This is a genomic window from Paucihalobacter ruber, from assembly GCF_006494535.1.
GTDB lineage: Bacteria > Bacteroidota > Bacteroidia > Flavobacteriales > Flavobacteriaceae > Paucihalobacter > Paucihalobacter ruber.
The window spans coordinates 740,105-759,968 of the sequence record NZ_VHIQ01000001.1 but is presented as its reverse complement, the minus strand read 5'-3'; the positions used below and the strand labels follow the sequence as shown (position 1 = coordinate 759,968).

The window sequence follows — 19,864 nt, the reverse complement described above, 5'->3', positions numbered from 1 at the left end:
ATTATTTAGAATAAATTAAAATAATATATATTTGCGGCAAATTTAAATGGAATGAGTCTAAATAAAAATAATTTAACACTTATTTTTTTCATTTTTTTCATCGGAAGATCGTCGGCACAGGAATCATCAGGCACTCCCAAAGATTCACTGGAAGTTGAGTCGCTTTCCGAAGTTCTTATTACAGGAACACGTACCTTAAGGCAATTGTCGTCTTTGCCCTTACCGGCGCAAATCATTTCAAAAAAACAAATTCAAAACATCAATTCTGTTAGATTATCTAATGTTTTGGGCGAACAAACCGGCCTAATCACTGTCCCCGATTTTGGTGGTGGCGAAGGGATACAACTTCAAGGTCTGGATTCGCAATACACCCTAATTTTAATAGACGGCGTACCACTTATTGGTCGATTGGCAGGCACATTAGACTTGAATAGAATAACGGTTGGTAACATTCAACAAATAGAAGTAGTTAAAGGTGCATCGTCTAGTTTATATGGTAGTGAAGCACTTGGCGGTGTGGTTAATATTATTACTGAAATACCAAAAGAAGGACTCGATGCTGAAATTAATTATAGGCAAAGCAGCTTTAATACATCAGACTTGTCTACCAGTTTGAGCCATAAAAAAGAGCAATTTAGTATCAATGGATTTTTAAATAGATTCTCAAGCGATGGTTATAATCTAGGAAATAATCCGGCCATAAATACCGTAGAACCTTTTGAAAATTACACCTTAAACACTAAAATTGGTTACGAGCTTTCCGAAAAAACCGACGCGAAAATATCTCTGCGTTATTTCACACAAAACCAAGACTTTGTTGCTTCTGAAGCGCTGAGAGGTGAAAGTGATATCAATGAATGGAATGCACTTCTTCTTTTCAACCACGAGTTCAATTCTAAATGGCAGTCCACTTTTGAATTTTACACCACGCGCTATAAAACAAATGAGTTTTTAGATGATGACACCGGTAACAGGTTTAGTGATAATTTCTTTAATCAGTTAATGATAAGGCCCGAAGGCAGAGCTATTTTTAAGTTAAACGAAAACAATGAATTTGTCGGTGGCATCGGTCTTACCCACGAAACGCTTGACCGCACCAATTTTTCCACTACGCCGTTATTTAATGCGCCATACATTTATGCGCAATGGGATGCTCATCTCAATGATCAACTAAATGTAATTGTTGGAGCCAGATACGACAGCCACAACGAATACGAATCGCAATTAAGTCCGAAGGCTGCGCTCAGGTACGAAGTGAACAACAAATTAGCGATAAAAGGATCGGTGGGTTATGGTTTTAAAGCACCCGATTTCAGGCAGTTGTATTTTGATTTTAATAATACCACCGTTGGCTATACTGTTCTTGGCTATAATGTGGTGGAAGAAGCGATTGCCAATCTTCAAAATCAGGGGCAAATCGCCAATATTTTAGTGCCGGTTTCTCAGTTTGATTCGGCGTTGAAAGCTGAAAGTTCGGTAAGTTTTAATTTGGGATTTGATTATGATATTTCTTCATCTGTAAAGTTAAATGTGAATGCTTTTAGAAATAACATTAACAATTTAATCGATACACAAATCATTGCCAATAAAACCAACGGACAAAATGTGTTTAGCTATTTCAATATTTCTGAGGTCTATACACAAGGTCTGGAATTTAATGCCTCATGGAAACCCAATAATGAGCTCTCGATAAGCGGTGGTTATCAATTGTTGTATGCCAAAGACAAAGAAGCCGAGGCAGCCTTTAGTAACGGTGAAGTATTTGCAAGGCAAAGTCCAACATCACCCGCATTCCAACTTTCTGAAAACGATTATTTCGGATTGCTGAATCGTTCCAGACATATGGCAAATTTCAAGGTATTTTACAACCTACCACAATGGAAATTATCAACCAATTTGAGAGTGGTCTATCGCAGTAAATTTGGGCTGTTCGATTCTAATGGCAATGGCTATTTAGACAACTTCGACAGTTTTGTTGAAGGCAATGCGGTGGTGAATCTTGCTGTTAACAAAACCCTGTTCGACAAATATAAACTCGGTATAGGCGCCGATAACCTTTTCAATTTTACCGATGCTCCAAACATCCCCAATGTCCCCGGAAGAATTATATATGCAACGTTAAATTTTCAATTATAAACCTTTAATTATTAATCTTATGAAAACCATTAAATTGTTATTTCTTTCAATTTTTTTAATCAGCATTGTGTCTTGCAGTAACGAAGACGATAACACTGTGCTTTTAGAAGTACAAACAGAAACTGTACTTAATTTACACGCACCACAAATTGGTGGACAGGGTCAGCCAATTTCCGGGGCGTTTACAAAATTTAGCTTTGAAACCGGTACTGTTACTACCAGTGATACCAACTGGGACATTGCCTTTAGAGGTACCACCATTATTGTGAATGGCGGCGAATCTTTAGGCACCAACGACGAACCCGTAAGAACGGGTAATGCCGCTGCGTATATTGCTAATGGTACGATGGCATCGGTTACCGAAGTCGACACCGATTTATTGATTGCAGATTCTACTAACGGCTATGCCATACCATCAGGAAGTGGTAACGGCTGGTATTTGTACAATCCGCAATTGTTTTTGGTAACGCCAATAGCAGGTAAAATTTTAGTATTTAGAACCCATGATGGTCGCTATGCCAAGGTTGAGATATTAAGCTATTACCAGGATGCACCTGAAAATCCAAACGCTATGGTTGATGAAGGTCGTTACTATACTTTTAACTATGTATATCAACCTAATGAAGATGTAACAACGTTTTAAGCCATGAATAAAATAGTATCCATAGCATTTATAGCATTAAGGTTGTTTTTAGGCGGATTTATGATTTACGGTGGTATTCAAAAATTCTCCAAACCCATGCCAGCACCGATTGAAGTAGTTGAAAAAGCACAACAGTTTACCTCACCCGATCAAGTAGAAACCCTACAAAAAATATTATACATCAGCGGTGCCAAACAAACCGGTTACTTTTGGGAAGTTTTGGGTATTTGCGAATTGCTTTTTGGCTTGTTACTGCTTTTACAGGGAACAGGATTTATTGGCGCTTTGCTTTTGTTGCCCATTACGCTTCATATTTTTCTATTCCACGTGTTTTTAGAACCCGACGATGTACCAGAGTTACTGCAAACCGGGGCGCTGTTTCTGGTAAACATAGTACTGGTTTTAAAAGAACGCGATCAATGGAAACATTTATTGTGGATTAAACCGCTGTAAACTGTATTTTTAGGTGTTTTTGAGCCCATGGTCGCGACCATGGGCTATGGTGTTTGCGATTACTTTAATATGATCTGATTGTTAAAATAGAATAATTCTAAAAACGCCAGTAGTGCCTTTATCCATGCCTTTGCCATTAAGTATCCATGAAGTATCTATGGAGTAGTCATAAAGTGACCCGTCCTTAAGAGCCTAACACTAATTTATAGTCTTTAGTTTGCATAAAATTTTTAAATATCTCTTCTGATTTTTTCATCAGTAATTCATACTGTTTAGCACCATGACTGATCCGTTTTACGCCTAGTTTTCCCAAAGTTTGATAGTCGGGTAATTTTGGTGTAGTAAACACATTGAGTGGTAAATCAATTTTTGCTATAAATGATTTAATATCAGTTTCATTTTCTATCAGCGGTAAAAAAATACCGTCAGCACCCGCTGATTTGTAGATTAGTGCTCTGGAAATTGATTCGTTAAGACTGTCAGGATGTTTGGTGGTATAGGTGTCAATACGGGCATTTATAAAAATAGCTGTGGTTTCTTTAATGGCTTTAATTTTTGCAGCCATTACTTTTGCATCACCAAGCACACGCTTACCATCTTTTACAATGCCATCTTCCAGGTTAATGCCTACCACGCCAATATCTGTAAGTTGCTTTACATATTTTGCCACTTGATTTGGGTCTTTAGCATATCCTGCTTCAAAATCGACTGAAACGGGTACTTTAGCAACAGCTAGAATATGCTTCAAAACAAAAAATAATTCCTCAAAGCTGATTTCTTCGCCATCTTTAAATCCTAAAGAGTTGGCGATGGCATGGCTGGAAGTACCTAAAGCTTTAAAGCCGGCTTCTTGTGCTAATTTTGCCGTATGTGCATCCCATACGTTAGCCAATACTAATGGGGTATCGTTTTGATGCAGGGTTTTAAAATTACTTACTAAGCTCATAATACAATTTTTAAGGATTAGAATCTTCAGTAATTTAATCAATATAATTGAAGATAGCTTATATTTATGAGAACATTATAATTAAATGAAATGAAAGTAAAGCAAATTTTCATACTTATAGCTTAAAATACGGCTGAGTTTTAGTTTGTCTTCTTTGTATTCTTGGGTGACTGTTAGGTCTGATGTTTATTTATAGATAAGTTGCTACTCATTTATAACTTCTGCGCTGGTTGGAATCTGCGCAAGCGTGTTTCAAATAAGGAAAATAAAAACAATTATGGACCCTATTGCATAAATGAATACCAAAAACTCCTTAAATATCCAAGACGATTGACTTTCCTTAATTGATAAAAATTTATTTTCAATTTGTAGATGTTTTTTGTTTTTTTCAAATAGATCATAATGTATTTAGAAAAGCGCACCTACAAAGCCTATTGATAAAAAAGGATTATTAAAAGGCCATTGGTGCATATCTGGTGCCGCCCCAACTTGAGGTGTCAAATTGGCTCCTCAAGTTATCAAACTCTTGCTGGTTAAGCTCAAACATAAAATCTTCGGGAAATCGTTCAATATTTCTACGAACTTGTCTTTTTAATTGTTTGGTTTCTACTTGGTAGAGTTCCGCTAAATCTCTATCTAGCATTACTTTTTGCTCCCGTATGTAATAAATTTTGCTGGTGATGATGTCGTCCGGTATAGATAATTCATTTTTCATATAAGTCGGTTTAAATCTTATTTTTTTATCTAACTAAACATTCACCTTTAACTTAAAAGCCTCCAACTCCACCTTCAACTCATTAAACATACTTAAAATACTGCTCAGTTTGAGCTCGTCTTCTTTGTATTCTTGGGTATTGATGCAGCAGGTAAATTCCCAGAGTTCCAATACGTTTTCAATAGGTATTTCATAAGCTTGGTAAGCTTTATTGTCGCTACTTAACAGTAGCGTATTGTTTTTTTCAACTTGATTATAAATGCGTTTATAGACCAGTCCGTCGTTTTTGGTCAGCACAATATACGTGCGCCCGTTTTTAACGCTTTTAAAGTCTTCCACAAATTTGGCTACTACAAAAGCACCGTCTTTCACGGGTAGCATCGAGTCGCCTTTGATAGGAAAGGCGCGGTGCGTGCCGGTAGGTAAAAAGGGCAGTTTTATTTTTTGTAATTGCTCGATATACTCAGGGTCGTCGTAACCCGATAAATAACCGGCCGAGGCTTGCGCAGGAATAATTTCAATCAAGTCTTCATTTTGCTCGTTTACCGTAATAGGAAACAGTACGCGTTTGTTGCCAATTGCGATAAAAGACGTGTCTTTAGCCAAACGCAAATCGTTTTTTACCAAAATATCAATGGGAATATTGAAGTAGTTAGACAGCTCTACCAGTCGGTCTATGGGTGGCTCAGAACGACCTTCTTCGTAAGAGCCTACCATAGAGCGCGTCCAGCCCAACTCATCGGCAAAACGCTCTTGCGAAAAGCCTTTAAGCCCACGTAAATGTTTGATGTTGGATTGTATGGGTTTCATGCAGATATTTAAAAAATTAAATTCAACTTTAACATTAATTACTACAAATGTAAGCAATAATCACTACATAATGTAGCTAATTTTGTGTAAAATCACAATGGTAGATAACAAAACTGATTTTTCATGATTTTATCCTTTAGGGATAGGGCAAAAAGTCTTGAAAAATCTATTAAGTCAACTGTTGTCATGTACTAAAAAATAACTGCTATGTACCTCAATTGCCATACCTACTACAGCTTGCGCTACGGCACCATACAGCCCGAGCAACTGTTGGCCATTGCCGCCAAAAATGGTGTACAAACTCTGGCATTGACCGACATTAACAGTACTTCGGCTTGTATGGAAGTGTTGCGGCTTTCTAAAAAGTACGAAGTAAAACCGGTATTTGGGGTCGATTTTAGAAACAGAGCCACGCAAGAATTTATTTTGATAGCCAAAAACAACCAAGGTTTTAAAGCTATTAATGCCTATTTGTCGTCTTTTTTGCATGAAGATGAAGTAAACATTCCACCAAGACCAACCATCGATTTGCCCGATTGCTTTGTAGTGTATCCTTACCAAAAGGGAAAGCATTTCGATTTAAAACCCAACGAATTTCTAGGAATTGCGCCTGAAGATTTAAATCAGTTGAAATTTTCTAAGTGGAATCATTTAAGGTCTAAACTAGTGGTTTTGCAGACGGTATCGTTTCAACATAAAAAAGATTTCAACACCCACCGATTGTTGCGTGCCATTGATAACAATACTTTGCTGAGTAAACTTCCCCAATCTGAACAAGGCGCCGAATACCACGTCATGCTTCCTTACCAAGAACTTTGTGCACGTTATGCTGAGGTTCCCGAGCTTGTTGACAATACCAATACAATGCTTAAAAATTGCAAGCAAACTTTCGATTTTTCTAAAACCACTTCCAATAACCAACAAAGTTACACGCACAATATTGACTTAGATTTTAGATTGCTTAAAAAACTTACTTATGCCGGTTTATATTACCGTTACAAAAAACCTGGCAAGCGCGTGTTCGACCGTATTGAAAAAGAACTTGCTATCATTAATGAAAAGGGTTTTGTGTCTTATTTTTTAATTAACTGGCGCATTTTAAAATACGCCCGCAGCAAAGGTTATTTTTATGTGGGTCGCGGTAGTGGTGCCAATAGTATTGTGGCGTATTTGCTGCGCATTACCGATGTAGATCCGGTGGAATTGGATTTGTATTTTGAGCGTTTTATCAACTTATTTCGCACCAATCCGCCCGATTTCGATATTGATTTCTCCTGGACCGATCGCGACGATATTACCCAATTTATTTTTAAACGTTTTAAACACACCGCGCTTATTGCAGTGTACAACACCTTTAAATTTAAGGCTGCCGTGCGCGAATTGGGTAAAGTATTCGGACTGCCAAAAGCTGAAATTGATGTGCTTACCACCGGAAAATTCAATCTGAATCAGTTAGACAAACTTTCAAAATTGGTACTTACTTACAGCGAATACATTCAAGGGTTTCCCAATTATCTGGGTATCCACGCCGGTGGGATTTTAATTTCAGAGCAGCCCATTCACACCTATACGGCTACGTTTATGCCACCCAAAGGCTTTGCTACTACTCAGTTTGATATGGTGGTGGCCGAAGATGTGGGACTTCATAAATTTGATATATTGAGTCAGCGTGGCTTGGGGAAAATCAAAGACGCCACCAAAATCATTGCCAAAAATCATCCCGAAAATGCGCCCTTAGACATCCATGATATCAAGCGCTTCAAGCAAGACAAACGCATTAAATACCTGCTTAAAAACGCCAAAGCCATTGGTTGTTTTTATGTAGAATCGCCTGCCATGCGCATGTTGCTAAAAAAGCTTCAGGTAGATAATTATCTGGGATTGGTGGCTGCCAGTTCGGTGATTAGGCCCGGTGTTTCGCAAAGCGGCATGATGCGCGAGTATATTTTTCGGTATCGTTATCCCGAGCGTCGCAAAGAAGCGCATCCAGTCTTACTAAGCATTATGCCCGAAACCTTTGGCGTGATGGTGTATCAGGAAGATGTGATTAAAGTGGCGCATCATTTTGGCGGACTCACCTTAGGTGAAGCCGATATGCTGCGCCGCGGTATGTCGGGTAAATTTCGTTCCAGAGAAGAATTTTTAAAGGTAAAACAACAATTTTTTGACAACTGCAAAAACGATGGTAAACCCGAAGCACTCACTGCCGAAATCTGGCGACAAATTGAAAGTTTTGCCGGTTATGCCTTTGCCAAGGGTCATTCGGCTTCATATGCCGTAGAAAGCTATCAGAGTTTGTTTTTAAAAGCCTACTATCCGTTGGAATATATGGTGGCTTGTATTAATAATTTTGGCGGTTTTTACAGTACCGAACTCTACGTACACGAAGCGCGCATGCACGGCGGCAACATTCAAGCACCTTGCATTAACAATAGCCGTACAGAAACTGTTATTAAGGGTAAAACCATTTATATAGGTTTCATGTTTCTGCAGCATTTAGAGTCTAAAACTATACAGTCTATTCTGAAAGAGCGCGACCAAAATGGCGCTTTTAGTAGTCTGGACGATTTCACCGAGCGTGTGCTAATTTCAGTAGAACAGCTCAGTATTCTCATTAAAATAAACGCCTTTAGATTTACCGATACCAATAAAAGGGAACTACTTTGGGAAGCCCATTTAAAGGCAGGAACTGCCGATGTAAGCAACCCCAATTTAAGTCTGTTTAAAGCCCAGCGCGTTAATTACAGCACTCCCGAATTGCCTAGCACCGCTCAAGAAAACGCTTTCGACCAGATAGAATTATTGGGTTATCCGCTTTGCAATCCGTTTAAGTTATTAGCTGGTGGATTGATTAGTAAATTAAGAGCTAAGCATTTAGAAGGGTTGTTAGAGAAAACAGTAGTTATTGATGGCTATCTGGTAACGGCCAAACCTACCAAAACTTCCGGTAGAAAGCCCATGTTTTTTGGTACTTTTTTAGATGCTGACGGTTATTTTATAGACACCGTACACTTTCCGCCGGTAGCGGCCAAATATCCGTTTAGAGGTAAAGGCGTGTACCGTATTATCGGTGTGGTAAAAGAAGAATTTGACTGTATTACTATTGAAGTTGCCAAAATGGAACGCCTGGCCGTGATGGAAGACCCGCGCTATGCCAACCCAAAACCTATAGCCGTATGAGCAACGAACGCGCCATAGTACATATGGATTTAGATACGTTTTTTGTGTCTTGCGAACGCTTGCTCGATAGTCGCCTTATTGGCAAACCGGTACTTATTGGCGGTACCAGCGATAGAGGCGTGGTAGCGTCGTGCAGTTACGAAGCCCGCAAATTTGGAGTGCACTCAGCCATGCCTATGCGTATGGCCAAGCAGCTGTGTCCCGAAGCCATTGTACTGCGCGGTAACTCGGGGGTTTATTCAAAATTTTCTAATGATGTTACCGAAGTAATTAAAGAAAGTGTGCCGCTTTACGAAAAAACTTCTATCGATGAGTTTTATATCGACCTTACCGGAATGGATAAGTTTTTTGGTTGCCATAAACTGGCTTCGGAGTTGCGGCAACGCATCATCAAAGAAACCGGACTACCCATTTCGTTTGGATTGTCTATTAATAAAACGGTGTCTAAAATTGCTACCGGCGAAGCCAAGCCCAACAACGAAATCAACATTATAAGAGGTACCGAAAAACCTTTTTTAGCACCACTATCGGTTAAAAAAATACCCATGGTAGGCAATGTTACCTATAAAACGCTGTGCGACCTGGGCGTGAAACGTATTCAAACCGTGCAAGAAATGCCTATGGAATTAATGCATAAGGTACTGGGCAGTAACGGACTCACCATTTGGAAAAAGGCCAATGGCATAGACAACAGCCCCGTGGTGCAATATCAGGAACGAAAAAGCATTTCTACCGAGCGTACTTTTGGTAAAGACACTACCGATGTGGTAAAGCTAAAAGGACTTATTATTGCCATGACCGAAAATTTGGCCTACCAGCTGCGGCGCGGTAACAAACTCACAGCCTGTGTGACGTTTAAAATACGGTATTCCGATTTTCAAACCTATACCCAGCAAAAACACATTGCCTACACGGCCATGGATCATAACCTGATTCCCGCCGTTTTAGACCTGTTTTATAAACTCTATAACAGGCGTTTGTTAGTTAGATTAATAGGTGTGAGATTTAGCCATTTGGTGGAAGGCGGACAACAAATTAATTTGTTTGAAGACAACCAAAAACACTTGAGTCTCATCCAATCTATCGATAAATTACGTGAGCGTTACGGTGATCGTGCCGTTATTTCCGCCGCAGGTATGGAAGCCAAAACCATTAGTCGTTGGAATCCCTTTAATGGCGAGCCACCACCGTTGTTGGCTAATAGGCATCAGTGAGTCAACTAACCCTTTCAGGGTTTCAAACCCTGAAAGGGTTCTACAAGTTGTAATTGCTAGACCTCACAGGTTTCAATCCCGAAGCCTCGGGACTGTGAGGTCTATTCAACAAAAAACTCACAGATAAAAATCTGTGAGTTTTAAAACAACTAACTTTTTAAACTATTTGTTTCCGCGATTTTTCCGGTTGGATTTATTCTGATTAAAATCGTTTTTTCTTTGCATTTGAGTTTGTTCCCATTTAGCAAATTGTTCCTCGTTTAAAATGTTTTTCATTCTAGCTTTCATGGCAATTTGATGGTCTAATCTTTTGTTTTGCATCGCAAAGCGCTCGTCTTTTGAAGGTTTATTGCCCTGGCCGGTTTGTTTTTTGGCCTGATTCGCTTCTCTCATGGCTTGTCGTTGAGTGGCATTTTCAAGAAATATTTTTTGAACTTGTGCTTGTTGTTTTTCGTTTAAATCCAATAACAAGGTCATACGTTTGGTTTGAAGCGTTGCAGCTTCTTCAGGAGTGTAATCGGCCATACCACGACCGTTGGCTGACTGGTTTTGTCTTTGTGTATTTTGAGCAGTTGCAACCATTGGTAAACTGATCAGAAGCACCAGCATTAATAATAAATTTTTCATGATATTTAGGTTTTAAATTAACTAATACTAAGACTCTTTAAACTTATAATAGTTTAATTGAACCGGTCATTTTAACGCATAATTAACTGATAACAATAAAGTTTATGTTCTCGCCAGTGTTATAAAATCCATTTTAACTTTATTATTATCTGCATTCCAATTAAATTGTAACTTTGTGCCAACCCAAAACTAATCATCATGCTCAACGAATTTTGGTTCAATGTACAGTATGGTATCAACCATGTGCTTGACATTAATGGCTACGACCACGTATTGTTTTTAACCGTTCTTACCGTTCCTTATTTATTTAACGACTGGAAGCGGGTATTACTTTTGGTTACTACCTTCACAATTGGTCATACTTTATCTTTGGTTTTGGCTGCTTACGGTGTTGTAAAAGTAAATGCCAGTCTTGTAGAGTTTTTAATACCGGTAACCATTTTGGTCGTGGCAATTTACAATGTATTTACAGCCGGTAAAAAATCAAAAAACCAAAAAGTTGGGACCTTATTTTTTTCAACCTTGTTTTTTGGATTGGTGCACGGACTGGGCTTTGCAAGAGAATTTTTAATGTTTGCCGGAAATACAGAAAACAAGTTAATATTATTACTTGAATTTGCTTTAGGTATTGAAATAGCACAAATCATAATTGTTGTGGTTGTACTTATTTTAGGCTGGATTTGTCAAACTATCTTTAGATTTTCAAGACGTGATTGGATCATGGTCTTATCGGCTGTTGTGGTTGGTTTGGTGATACCAATGATTCTGGAAAGCGACTTACTTTCATAAAGAATTATTAAATCACTGTACTTTTGGTAAAAGTTTAACGCCCAAGCATTGTAATTACAATAGCATACAATTATCTTCGTTCTTTATTTTGAAAGTGTCGCAATCAATTTATGTCTAAAAAAAAACAATTACGTTACGATAAAGCTTATTTGCGAATCGCTAAGGAATGGGGTAAGCTATCGCATTGCAAGCGCAAGCAGGTTGGTGCATTAATTGTTAAAGACCGAATGATTATTTCAGATGGTTACAATGGCACACCAACCGGTTTTGAAAATTATTGCGAAGACGACGAAGGTTATACCAAATGGTATGTGTTACACGCCGAAGCTAATGCTATACTAAAAGTAGCCTCATCAACTCAGTCTTGTAAAGGTGCAACGCTTTACATCACGCTATCGCCGTGTAAAGAATGTAGTAAGCTCATTCATCAGGCCGGTATTGTTAGAGTGGTTTATGGCGAAGCTTATAAAGACGACAGTGGTATTAACTTTCTGGAAAAAGCCGGCGTTGAAGTTGTTTTAATTGAAGATTTAAAAGCTGAATGAACACCTCTAAAAAATATATTCCTTTATTACTCGGCTTAGCCATAGCCGCCGGTGTGTTTATTGGTGGAAAACTTAATTTTACCGACACTTCCGACAGATTGTTTACCACTAACAGTAAAAAAGATAAACTCAACCGCCTAATCGATTATATTGATTTAGAGTACGTTGATGATGTTAATACCGATAGTATTGTAGATGTTACGGTTAATGGTATTCTTGACAATCTAGACCCGCATTCTACTTACATCTCAAAAGACCAGTTACAGCAAGTCTCAGAGAATATGAGCGGAAAATTTGTGGGTATTGGTATTAGTTTTTACACGTACAAAGATACGGTTGCCGTAATAAGAACCATTGAAGGCGGGCCAAGCGAACGCGCAGGTATATTGCCCGGCGACAGAATTATTATGGCAAATAACGATACCATTTTTGGAAGAGAATGGAAAAACGAAGACATTATCGCCAAATTAAAAGGTGATAAAAATAGCCGAGTTAATTTAAAGGTTTACCGAAAGCAAACCGACGAATTTCTCGATTTCAATTTAAAAAGAGATGATGTGCCCATTAAAAGTATAGATGCCGCTTATATGTTAACGCCAAGCTTGGGCTATATTAAGGTTAACAGATTTGCAGAGTCAACTTACATCGAATTTAAAGAAGCCTTGTCCAGACTTCAAAAATTGGGAGCTACCCAGTTGGCATTAGATTTAAGAGACAATTTTGGCGGATTTTTGGGTGTGGCCGAAAAGATGGCTGATGAATTTTTAGAAGAAGGCAAACTCATTTTATTCACCAAAAATAAAAGCGGAAATACCGATCATGTTTACGCTACCAAACGCGGTAGTTTTGAAAAAGGCGATGTATTTGTAATTATTAACGAAAGTTCTGCTTCGGCCAGTGAGGTTATTGCCGGAGCCTTGCAGGATAACGATAAAGGTACTATTGTAGGCAGGCGTTCTTACGGCAAAGGATTGGTGCAGCGCGAAATGGCCTTAGGCGATGGCAGTGCAGTGCGTTTAACAGTATCTAGATACTACACGCCAACAGGTAGATCTATTCAACGTCCTTACACTAATGGTGATAACCAAAGCTATTATCACGACTATTATAAACGCTTAAGCACCGGTGAATTGAGCAATCAACAAACTATAGATTTACCCGATTCTCTAAAATTTACCACACCCAAAGGTAAGGTGGTGTATGGTGGTGGTGGCATTATTCCCGATGTGTTTGTGCCGCTTCAAAATACTTATAATAACGAAACGCTTAACTATATTTCAAGACGTGGTTATGTGAGCAATTTTGTTTTTGAAGCCTTAGACGAAGACCGTTTCACCTATAATGATATTTTAGAAGGCGATTTTATAGACCATTTTATAGTAAGCGACACTTTGGTGCAAAGTTTTGAAAATTACATCAACCAAATAGAGCGCACCCAGTTTAATTTTGCCGTGTATCACAGTCAGATGAAAGACATGATCAAAGCCGAAATGGCACGTCAGTTATATGGTGATGATGCCTATTACCAAATCACCGGTCAAACCGATAACATGATTAACGAGGTGATTTTCTTAAGTAGCGGGAATAGCAATTAGTAAGTTGTTTTAGATTAATTAGCCGTTAATTTTAAATAAGGTAATAATTATCAGTGATGATCTGTGCTATCTGTGAGAACAGACACTCGCTAAATCTTATCATGCACCTGTGCATCTTTACCATCATTCCAAAGTGTTAAAATATCGGTTGCAACCTGAGCACCACTACCGCTGGCAATAGCAAACTGGCTTCGCCATCCGGCTAAGGTACCTGCTACATATAAACCTTTGTTGATGAGGTGATTGGTGTTTTTAAGCCAAATGCGTTGCTTTTCGGCAACGGCACGTGGATGTGGTTCAATGTAAGATTCTAGTCCTTTGATACTTATTAAATTGGTATAACCAACGGCTATCACTATTATCTTAGAATGATAAGTGTTTTTATTAGTCACAACCTTATAATTCGAAGCAATTTGTTCAACGGCCAATACCTTCTCGTTTTCAATTTGTTGAACATGGCTGTACAAATCTTTTAATTGTGCAGCACCTGAATTTAAAATGTCTGCCCCGGTAGTGCCCGGAGTTAAACCTAAAACATTATTGAACAAGGCGGTTTGCAAATGCGACGTTTTTTGATGCAGCACAATGCCAATTTGCTTATCAGTAGCATAAGATTTATTAACAGCTGAACCCAAGACAAGAGCGCAGGACATGCCCGCAGCACCACCACCAATAATTAAAACATCAAATGTCATTTTTTAAACTTGGCTTTGTTTGCTATTTGCTGAGAAGTATATAAAATCCATACAAGTAAAAGAGCGCATAAACTTAGAAAACTCACGATAAGAGCGGTCATACTATCGCCTTCAAAAGGTGCACTGTAATTTATTTTAGAAAGATTAAAAGCAACGAGACCAATAGTAATAATGGAAAAAATAATAGTAAATAACTTCATTAGAATAATAATTTAATGTTGGTGGTAAATAATTTTACCGCAATGGCTAACAAAATTACACCAAATATTTTTCTTACAATATTAATGCCGTTGGCACCTAATACTCTTTCAATTTTTGAAGAGGTTTTTAACACAATATATATTACTATAACATTCACAATTAAAGCTACAATAATGTTTTGTGTTTCAAATTCGGCTTTAAGCGACAATAAGGTAGTTAAACTTCCGGGTCCGGCTATCAGCGGAAACGCCAGTGGGAATATGGAAGCAGTGAGAGCATTGTTGCCTTCATCTTTATAAAGCGTAATACCCAAAATCATTTCTAAAGCAATAAAAAAGATAATAAACGAACCCGCAACGGCAAAAGAGTTGACGTCTATACCAATCAATTTTAAAATAGAATCTCCTACAAACAGAAATAAAATTAGGATAAGACCGGCAATAATCGATGCTTTTTCGCTTTGAATGTGTCCTACTTTTTTGCGCAAGTCGATGATGATGGGAATGTTCCCAACAATATCAATTACAGCAAATAACACCATAAATGCAGTAAATATTTCTTTAAAGTTAAGTTGCATAAAATACCTTGCTAAAATTTCGGCAAAGGTCGTTAATTAATTCAGACTTTTATCATTAAATGCAGGTTAAATTTTAATGCGGTTTATCTTAACTTTGCGGTATGTTTCAGTTAGGAAAAACCATAGTTTCAGAAGAAATTTTAAGCAACGATTTTGTTTGTAATCTCTCGGCCTGTAAAGGTGCTTGCTGCGTTAAGGGTGATGCCGGCGCTCCATTAGAGGCGCAAGAAACCCAAATTTTAAAAGAAATTTATCCCAAAATAAAACCATTTTTAAGACCTGAAGGTATTAAGGCTATTGAAGAACAAGGCACTCACATTACCAATGCCTTTGATGAGCACGAAACACCTCTGGTTGACGGCAACGAATGTGCTTATGTTACCTTTAACAAGCAAGGTATAGCACTTTGTGGTATTGAAGAAGCCCAAAACAAAGGTGTTATAGATTGGAAAAAACCCGTGTCTTGCCATCTCTATCCATTAAGGGTAAAAGAATACACCGAGTTTGCCGCCGTTAATTACAACCGCTGGGAAATTTGCGATCCGGCCTGTACTTTAGGCGCAGAATTACAGGTCCCGGTTTATAAATTTGTAAAAGAGGCGCTTATTAGAAAATTCGGCGAAGACTGGTATAACGCTTTAGAGGAAGTTGCCAAAGCCATTAAATAACGTTTTTAATTTAATTTAATGTATATTTAGAACGTATATAACCAACCACCTAAATGTTCTTGCGTTTAAATTTCAATTTTAGGCTAGCCTTTTTATTGATTGTACAACTTTTTGTTTATAAAGTTGGTGCGCAATCTCAGATTACCTTTAGACAGCTTTCGGTTAAGGAAGGACTTTCGCAAAACAGTGTTATTTCAATTGCACAAGATTCTACAGGTTATTTATGGCTGGCAACACAGGATGGTTTAAATAAATATGATGGCCAAAGCTTCAAGAAATACGAGTTTTTGTTTACCGATATCACTAACGTTGACTATAGTGATTTAGGAAAAATTTACCTAGATAAAGAGGATAACCTCTGGATCATTCCCAGTTCAAACATACCCCACAAATACAACGTTCAAAGAGATACATTTTTGCCCATACCGGAATTAAAGGATGTAAGCTGTATATTCCAAGATTTACAACTCAATCTTTGGTTTGGAACTTACCAAAACGGTTTGTTTAAATTGAACCACGATTCGGGTGAGATTGAACAAATACTTGCTCCTGAAATTACCTCTAAAATTTATGCAATAACCGAAGATAACAACGGAAAACTTTGGATTGGTTGCAAAGGCAAAATGATTTCTTACAATTTAATTAGTCGAAAAATTACAAATTATAAGCCAGATTTGATCGAAGAAATTCATTTTGGAAGTATTGTAATTAATAGTAACAACGACATTTTTGCAGGAACTTTTGGTGACGGACTTTGGGTAAAAGGTGTAAATGATGAGCAATTTAAATATTTTAATGATGATCGGTTTAAAGATTTAGACAAGTTAAAAAATATTTATGTTTTGTCTTTGTTTATGGATTCTAAAAACAATCTATGGGTTGGTACTTACGGCAGTGGCTTGTTTAAAGTTAATTTTGACGAATCACTTATTAGGCAGTTTACTGTAAAAAAGAACAATCCAAAAACTATTCATTACAATGATATCTTATCTATTTATGAAGATTTTTCAGGGGTTTTGTGGTTTGGAACCGATGGGGCTGGTGTAAGTTATTACGATGAATATTTAGACAAATTTAATTATTATACTAACTTCTTAGCCCCGGAAGATATCAATATTGACGTTGTAAGGTCTGTGGTTACTGACAGCGATGGGGTGATTTGGGTTGGCACAAGTGGTAAGGGATTAACAAAATTTAATCCTAATGACGAAAGTTGGAAAACCTTTTTAGAAAGTAACGAATCTTTTGGTTTAGCCTGCGACAGAATTATGAGTTTGCATGTTGACAAACAAAATAACCTTTGGGTAGGCACTCAAGATGGTGGGTTACATCTAAAAGACAAGAATGAAAGATTTATTCAATATAAAAACCACCCCACAGCCAGAGTCGATGCTAATACTATTTGGAGAATTCATGAAGATTATAATGATCATATCTGGCTGGCAACCGGGCAACAGGGGTTAATTCAGTTTGATAAAAATAAGGGTGTTGTCAATTCTTTTTCCAAGGATCAAAAAAATTTCCCAAGTAACAATATTAGGGTAGTGATTAATGCCGAGCCCGGCTTTTTATGGGTTGCAACAGAAGAAAGACATATCCTTAAACTTAACACGGCAACTGGCAGCTATGAAGATTTTAGTCGAATTTTATTTCAAAATCAATCGCAGATTCAATACAATTACGCCATCAAAACATTACTGTATCAAAATGATCAGGTATTGTGGATTGGTTCTGCCGGTAATGGTATTATGGCCATCGATTTAATATCTCAAAAATTATATAATTATTCAATTGAAGATGGATTGGCAAATAATGTTATCTACGCGATTATGCCAGACGAAAAGAGGCGGTTTTGGTTGAGCTCTAACAAAGGAATTTCACTGTTCTTGCCTCCAAAAACATGGGATGAACAACCAGGAATTACAAACTACACCAGCTACGATGGATTGTCTATTGAATTTAATACCGGAGCTTACCACACCTCAAAAAATGGCGATATTTATTTTGGTGCTTTGGATGGGTTTTACTGGTTAAATCCTAAAGACATAAAAAATAACTCAGAACCGCCAAAAACAGTAATTTCAAAGCTCGAGGTGAACAATACAGAAATGGATGTTTCAGAAAAATTAAAGTTAAAATCATTTCAAAACACTTTAACCCTTACATTTTCTAGTTTACAGTTTTCCTTACCGCACAAAAATTATTTTAGGTATCAGCTTGAAGGGTACGACGAAAACTGGAGTCAAGCCTCTAACATTAATTTTGCCAGATACACCAATTTACCTGCTGGCGATTACAGTTTTAAAGTGCTTTCGAGCAACTATGATGGTGTTTGGAGCCAGTCGCCGGCTCAATTTTCATTCAAAATATTAAAACCATGGTACTCAAGTACGGGTGCAATAGTAATTTATACACTTTTAACTTTATTAGCATCGTATTTAATCTATACCTATTTTAAAGTTCGCTGGCAAATGCAATTAGAATTAAAAGTTGAGCATGATAAAGCAGAAAGGCTTAAGCAATTAAATGATTATAAAACAAAGCTTTATGCCAATTTATCGCATGAGTTTAGAACGCCATTAACCTTAATATCGGCTCCTGTTAAAAAACAATTGCAAAGCAACGATTTATCTAGCGAAGCACGCGAAGATTTAATCTTGGTAGACAGAAACGCCAATAAATTATCAGGATTGGTAAATCAACTATTAGAATTGTCTAAGCTGGAATCTGGTTTCATCAAACTTAAAGTATCTTACAGCAATATAGAATTGTTTTTACATGCTATTGTTTCATCATTTGTGCCCTTGGCAGTTCAAAAACCACTAAAATTATCTAACAATATTGAGGTTACCCAGTTTGCGTGGTACGATACAGATGTTTTAGAGAAAATAATAAATAACCTTCTTTCAAATGCTGTAAAATATACCCCAAAAGGAGGCGAGATTATTTTTAATGCTTTGATCCAGGAGGGACATCTAATGCTATCAGTTCAAAATACGATTACTGAAATTAAAGAGCAAGAGCTTGAAAAAATATTTGATCGTTTTTATCAAATCGATTCAAATAACGAAGGATTTGGAATAGGCCTCTCCTTAATTAAAGAATTAGTAGCGCTTAATAAAGGCACTATAAAAGCTGAATATTTAAACGATAAAACCATACAATTTTTGATTAATATACCGGTTGAAAAAACGCTATTTAACCAATCAGATCTACAAGAGCCAACTGCGCAAGAATTAAAACATATATTGACGCAAGAAGAAGAGTCATCTCAACAACTATCAGAAAAGGAAATTATTCTTGTGGTTGAGGATAATACAGATATGTTGCAATTTTTAACCAGACTTTTTGAGCCAAAATACAACGTTATTCAAGCGCAAGACGGTCTTGATGGTATCAATAAAGCATTTCAATACATTCCTGATGTAATTATTTCAGACATCATGATGCCTAAAACCGATGGTATTACACTTTGCAATACTTTAAAAGAGGATGAAAAAACATCGCATGTGCCCATTATTTTACTCACGGCGAAAAGTGGAGAAGAAAACGAGTTAATTGGTTTAAAAACCGGCGCAGACGATTATATTCTAAAACCTTTTAACCCTGAAAAAATTCAAATTAGAGTTCAAAAACTCATCGAAATAAGAAACAATCTTAGAATGCGATATCAGCAGGCTATTTCACTTGAGCCAAAAGATATAGCTATTACCGCCACCGATGAGAAATTTCTAAATAAACTTCAACAAATTTTAGACGAACATCTTGTAAATCCAGAATTTAGTGCTGAAAGTTTTAGCAAAGAAATTGGGATGAGTAGAATGCAACTTCACAGAAAACTAGTAGCATTAACAGGATTGAGCACTACGGCATTTATTAAATCACAGCGTTTAAAATACGCTGTTAACTTACTGCAAAATTCAAATGCTAACGTAGCTGAAGTAGCCTATTCATCCGGATTCAACTCACCTTCCTATTTTGCCAAAAGTTTTAAGGACACTTACGGAAAATCACCTTTAGAGTATTTTAATGGAGATTAATTTTTTAGACTAGAATATTCAAATCCGGTT

The 19,864-nt window shown here is 37.3% G+C and carries 17 protein-coding genes; 10 read left to right on the top strand and 7 right to left on the bottom strand.

Annotated elements, in window-relative coordinates:
- Positions 1 to 51: 51 nt before the first annotated feature.
- Genes FJ651_RS03280 through FJ651_RS03270 form a run of 3 tightly spaced genes read left to right on the top strand, consistent with a single transcriptional unit; the run spans position 52 to position 3,232 of the window.
- The gene (locus FJ651_RS03280) at positions 52 to 2,136 is read left to right on the top strand and encodes a TonB-dependent receptor plug domain-containing protein (protein WP_140988966.1); all 2,085 of its coding nucleotides are present in this window, start codon (positions 52 to 54) and stop codon (positions 2,134 to 2,136) included.
- Positions 2,137 to 2,155: 19 nt separating this feature from the next.
- On the top strand, positions 2,156 to 2,779 hold the full coding sequence (locus FJ651_RS03275) for an HmuY family protein (protein WP_140988965.1): 624 nt from the start codon (positions 2,156 to 2,158) through the stop codon (positions 2,777 to 2,779).
- Between the two features lie 3 nt (positions 2,780 to 2,782).
- The gene (locus FJ651_RS03270) at positions 2,783 to 3,232 is read left to right on the top strand and encodes a DoxX family membrane protein (RefSeq protein WP_140988964.1); all 450 of its coding nucleotides are present in this window, start codon (positions 2,783 to 2,785) and stop codon (positions 3,230 to 3,232) included.
- Between the two features lie 184 nt (positions 3,233 to 3,416).
- On the opposite strand, the gene FJ651_RS03265 is transcribed toward FJ651_RS03270, so the two are convergent.
- From FJ651_RS03265 to FJ651_RS03255, 3 genes are all read right to left on the bottom strand, one after another.
- Positions 3,417 to 4,178, bottom strand: a complete 762-nt coding sequence (locus FJ651_RS03265) for an isocitrate lyase/PEP mutase family protein (RefSeq protein ID WP_140988963.1) — start codon at positions 4,176 to 4,178, stop codon at positions 3,417 to 3,419.
- A 451-nt stretch (positions 4,179 to 4,629) separates the two neighbouring features.
- The gene (locus tag FJ651_RS03260; protein WP_140988962.1) at positions 4,630 to 4,893 is read right to left on the bottom strand and encodes an ORF6N domain-containing protein; all 264 of its coding nucleotides are present in this window, start codon (positions 4,891 to 4,893) and stop codon (positions 4,630 to 4,632) included.
- A gap of 33 nt (positions 4,894 to 4,926) precedes the next feature.
- A complete protein-coding gene (locus FJ651_RS03255; RefSeq protein WP_140988961.1) occupies positions 4,927 to 5,703 on the bottom strand; it encodes an XRE family transcriptional regulator in 777 nt (258 codons plus the stop codon).
- Positions 5,704 to 5,910: 207 nt separating this feature from the next.
- On the opposite strand from FJ651_RS03255, the gene FJ651_RS03250 reads away from it, so the two are divergent.
- A complete protein-coding gene (locus FJ651_RS03250; RefSeq protein ID WP_140988960.1) occupies positions 5,911 to 8,883 on the top strand; it encodes a DNA polymerase III subunit alpha in 2,973 nt (990 codons plus the stop codon).
- Positions 8,880 to 10,097 carry a DNA polymerase IV gene (dinB, locus tag FJ651_RS03245; protein ID WP_140988959.1) on the top strand — a complete coding sequence of 406 codons (1,218 nt, stop codon included), beginning with the start codon at positions 8,880 to 8,882 and terminating at the stop codon, positions 10,095 to 10,097. The genes FJ651_RS03250 and dinB overlap by 4 nt, the downstream gene beginning before the upstream one ends.
- A gap of 162 nt (positions 10,098 to 10,259) precedes the next feature.
- Here dinB and FJ651_RS03240 read toward each other — a convergent pair whose 3' ends face one another.
- Positions 10,260 to 10,724 (bottom strand): hypothetical protein, encoded by a 465-nt coding sequence (locus FJ651_RS03240; protein ID WP_140988958.1) that lies wholly within the window; start codon positions 10,722 to 10,724, stop codon positions 10,260 to 10,262.
- A 198-nt stretch (positions 10,725 to 10,922) separates the two neighbouring features.
- Here FJ651_RS03240 and FJ651_RS03235 point away from each other — a divergent pair, with 198 nt between their 5' ends.
- From FJ651_RS03235 to FJ651_RS03225, 3 genes are all read left to right on the top strand, one after another.
- On the top strand, positions 10,923 to 11,513 hold the full coding sequence (locus FJ651_RS03235) for a HupE/UreJ family protein (RefSeq protein ID WP_140988957.1): 591 nt from the start codon (positions 10,923 to 10,925) through the stop codon (positions 11,511 to 11,513).
- 110 nt (positions 11,514 to 11,623) lie between these two features.
- Complete coding sequence (locus FJ651_RS03230) at positions 11,624 to 12,058, top strand: deoxycytidylate deaminase (protein ID WP_140988956.1); 435 nt, start codon at positions 11,624 to 11,626, stop codon at positions 12,056 to 12,058.
- Positions 12,055 to 13,653, top strand: a complete 1,599-nt coding sequence (locus FJ651_RS03225) for a S41 family peptidase (RefSeq protein WP_140988955.1) — start codon at positions 12,055 to 12,057, stop codon at positions 13,651 to 13,653. The genes FJ651_RS03230 and FJ651_RS03225 overlap by 4 nt, the downstream gene beginning before the upstream one ends.
- 89 nt (positions 13,654 to 13,742) lie before the next feature.
- On the opposite strand, the gene FJ651_RS03220 is transcribed toward FJ651_RS03225, so the two are convergent.
- From FJ651_RS03220 to FJ651_RS03210, 3 genes are read right to left on the bottom strand one after another with little or no spacing between them, the layout of a single operon-like run.
- Positions 13,743 to 14,348, bottom strand: coding sequence for an FAD-dependent oxidoreductase (locus tag FJ651_RS03220; RefSeq protein WP_140988954.1), 606 nt, complete (start codon positions 14,346 to 14,348; stop codon positions 13,743 to 13,745).
- A complete protein-coding gene (locus FJ651_RS03215) occupies positions 14,345 to 14,548 on the bottom strand; it encodes a hypothetical protein (protein ID WP_140988953.1) in 204 nt (67 codons plus the stop codon). Before FJ651_RS03215 ends, FJ651_RS03220 begins: the two co-directional genes overlap by 4 nt.
- A complete protein-coding gene (locus FJ651_RS03210) occupies positions 14,548 to 15,126 on the bottom strand; it encodes a MarC family protein (RefSeq protein ID WP_140988952.1) in 579 nt (192 codons plus the stop codon). Before FJ651_RS03210 ends, FJ651_RS03215 begins: the two co-directional genes overlap by 1 nt.
- A gap of 101 nt (positions 15,127 to 15,227) precedes the next feature.
- On the opposite strand from FJ651_RS03210, the gene FJ651_RS03205 reads away from it, so the two are divergent.
- Positions 15,228 to 15,794 (top strand): DUF3109 family protein, encoded by a 567-nt coding sequence (locus tag FJ651_RS03205; protein WP_140988951.1) that lies wholly within the window; start codon positions 15,228 to 15,230, stop codon positions 15,792 to 15,794.
- A 95-nt stretch (positions 15,795 to 15,889) separates the two neighbouring features.
- Complete coding sequence (locus FJ651_RS03200) at positions 15,890 to 19,834, top strand: hybrid sensor histidine kinase/response regulator transcription factor (RefSeq protein ID WP_216746065.1); 3,945 nt, start codon at positions 15,890 to 15,892, stop codon at positions 19,832 to 19,834.
- Positions 19,835 to 19,864 lie beyond the last annotated feature (30 nt).

What these genes read in the sequence shown, in the direction of transcription:
- FJ651_RS03280 (WP_140988966.1), top strand. Translation starts at nt 52, where the DNA reads ATGAGTCTAAATAAAAATAATTTAACACTTATTTTTTTCATTTTTTTC.
- FJ651_RS03275 (WP_140988965.1), top strand. Translation starts at nt 2,156, where the DNA reads ATGAAAACCATTAAATTGTTATTTCTTTCAATTTTTTTAATCAGCATT.
- FJ651_RS03270 (WP_140988964.1), top strand. Translation starts at nt 2,783, where the DNA reads ATGAATAAAATAGTATCCATAGCATTTATAGCATTAAGGTTGTTTTTA.
- FJ651_RS03265 (WP_140988963.1), bottom strand. Translation starts at nt 4,178, where the DNA reads ATGAGCTTAGTAAGTAATTTTAAAACCCTGCATCAAAACGATACCCCA.
- FJ651_RS03260 (WP_140988962.1), bottom strand. Translation starts at nt 4,893, where the DNA reads ATGAAAAATGAATTATCTATACCGGACGACATCATCACCAGCAAAATT.
- FJ651_RS03255 (WP_140988961.1), bottom strand. Translation starts at nt 5,703, where the DNA reads ATGAAACCCATACAATCCAACATCAAACATTTACGTGGGCTTAAAGGC.
- FJ651_RS03250 (WP_140988960.1), top strand. Translation starts at nt 5,911, where the DNA reads ATGTACCTCAATTGCCATACCTACTACAGCTTGCGCTACGGCACCATA.
- dinB (WP_140988959.1), top strand. Translation starts at nt 8,880, where the DNA reads ATGAGCAACGAACGCGCCATAGTACATATGGATTTAGATACGTTTTTT.
- FJ651_RS03240 (WP_140988958.1), bottom strand. Translation starts at nt 10,724, where the DNA reads ATGAAAAATTTATTATTAATGCTGGTGCTTCTGATCAGTTTACCAATG.
- FJ651_RS03235 (WP_140988957.1), top strand. Translation starts at nt 10,923, where the DNA reads ATGCTCAACGAATTTTGGTTCAATGTACAGTATGGTATCAACCATGTG.
- FJ651_RS03230 (WP_140988956.1), top strand. Translation starts at nt 11,624, where the DNA reads ATGTCTAAAAAAAAACAATTACGTTACGATAAAGCTTATTTGCGAATC.
- FJ651_RS03225 (WP_140988955.1), top strand. Translation starts at nt 12,055, where the DNA reads ATGAACACCTCTAAAAAATATATTCCTTTATTACTCGGCTTAGCCATA.
- FJ651_RS03220 (WP_140988954.1), bottom strand. Translation starts at nt 14,348, where the DNA reads ATGACATTTGATGTTTTAATTATTGGTGGTGGTGCTGCGGGCATGTCC.
- FJ651_RS03215 (WP_140988953.1), bottom strand. Translation starts at nt 14,548, where the DNA reads ATGAAGTTATTTACTATTATTTTTTCCATTATTACTATTGGTCTCGTT.
- FJ651_RS03210 (WP_140988952.1), bottom strand. Translation starts at nt 15,126, where the DNA reads ATGCAACTTAACTTTAAAGAAATATTTACTGCATTTATGGTGTTATTT.
- FJ651_RS03205 (WP_140988951.1), top strand. Translation starts at nt 15,228, where the DNA reads ATGTTTCAGTTAGGAAAAACCATAGTTTCAGAAGAAATTTTAAGCAAC.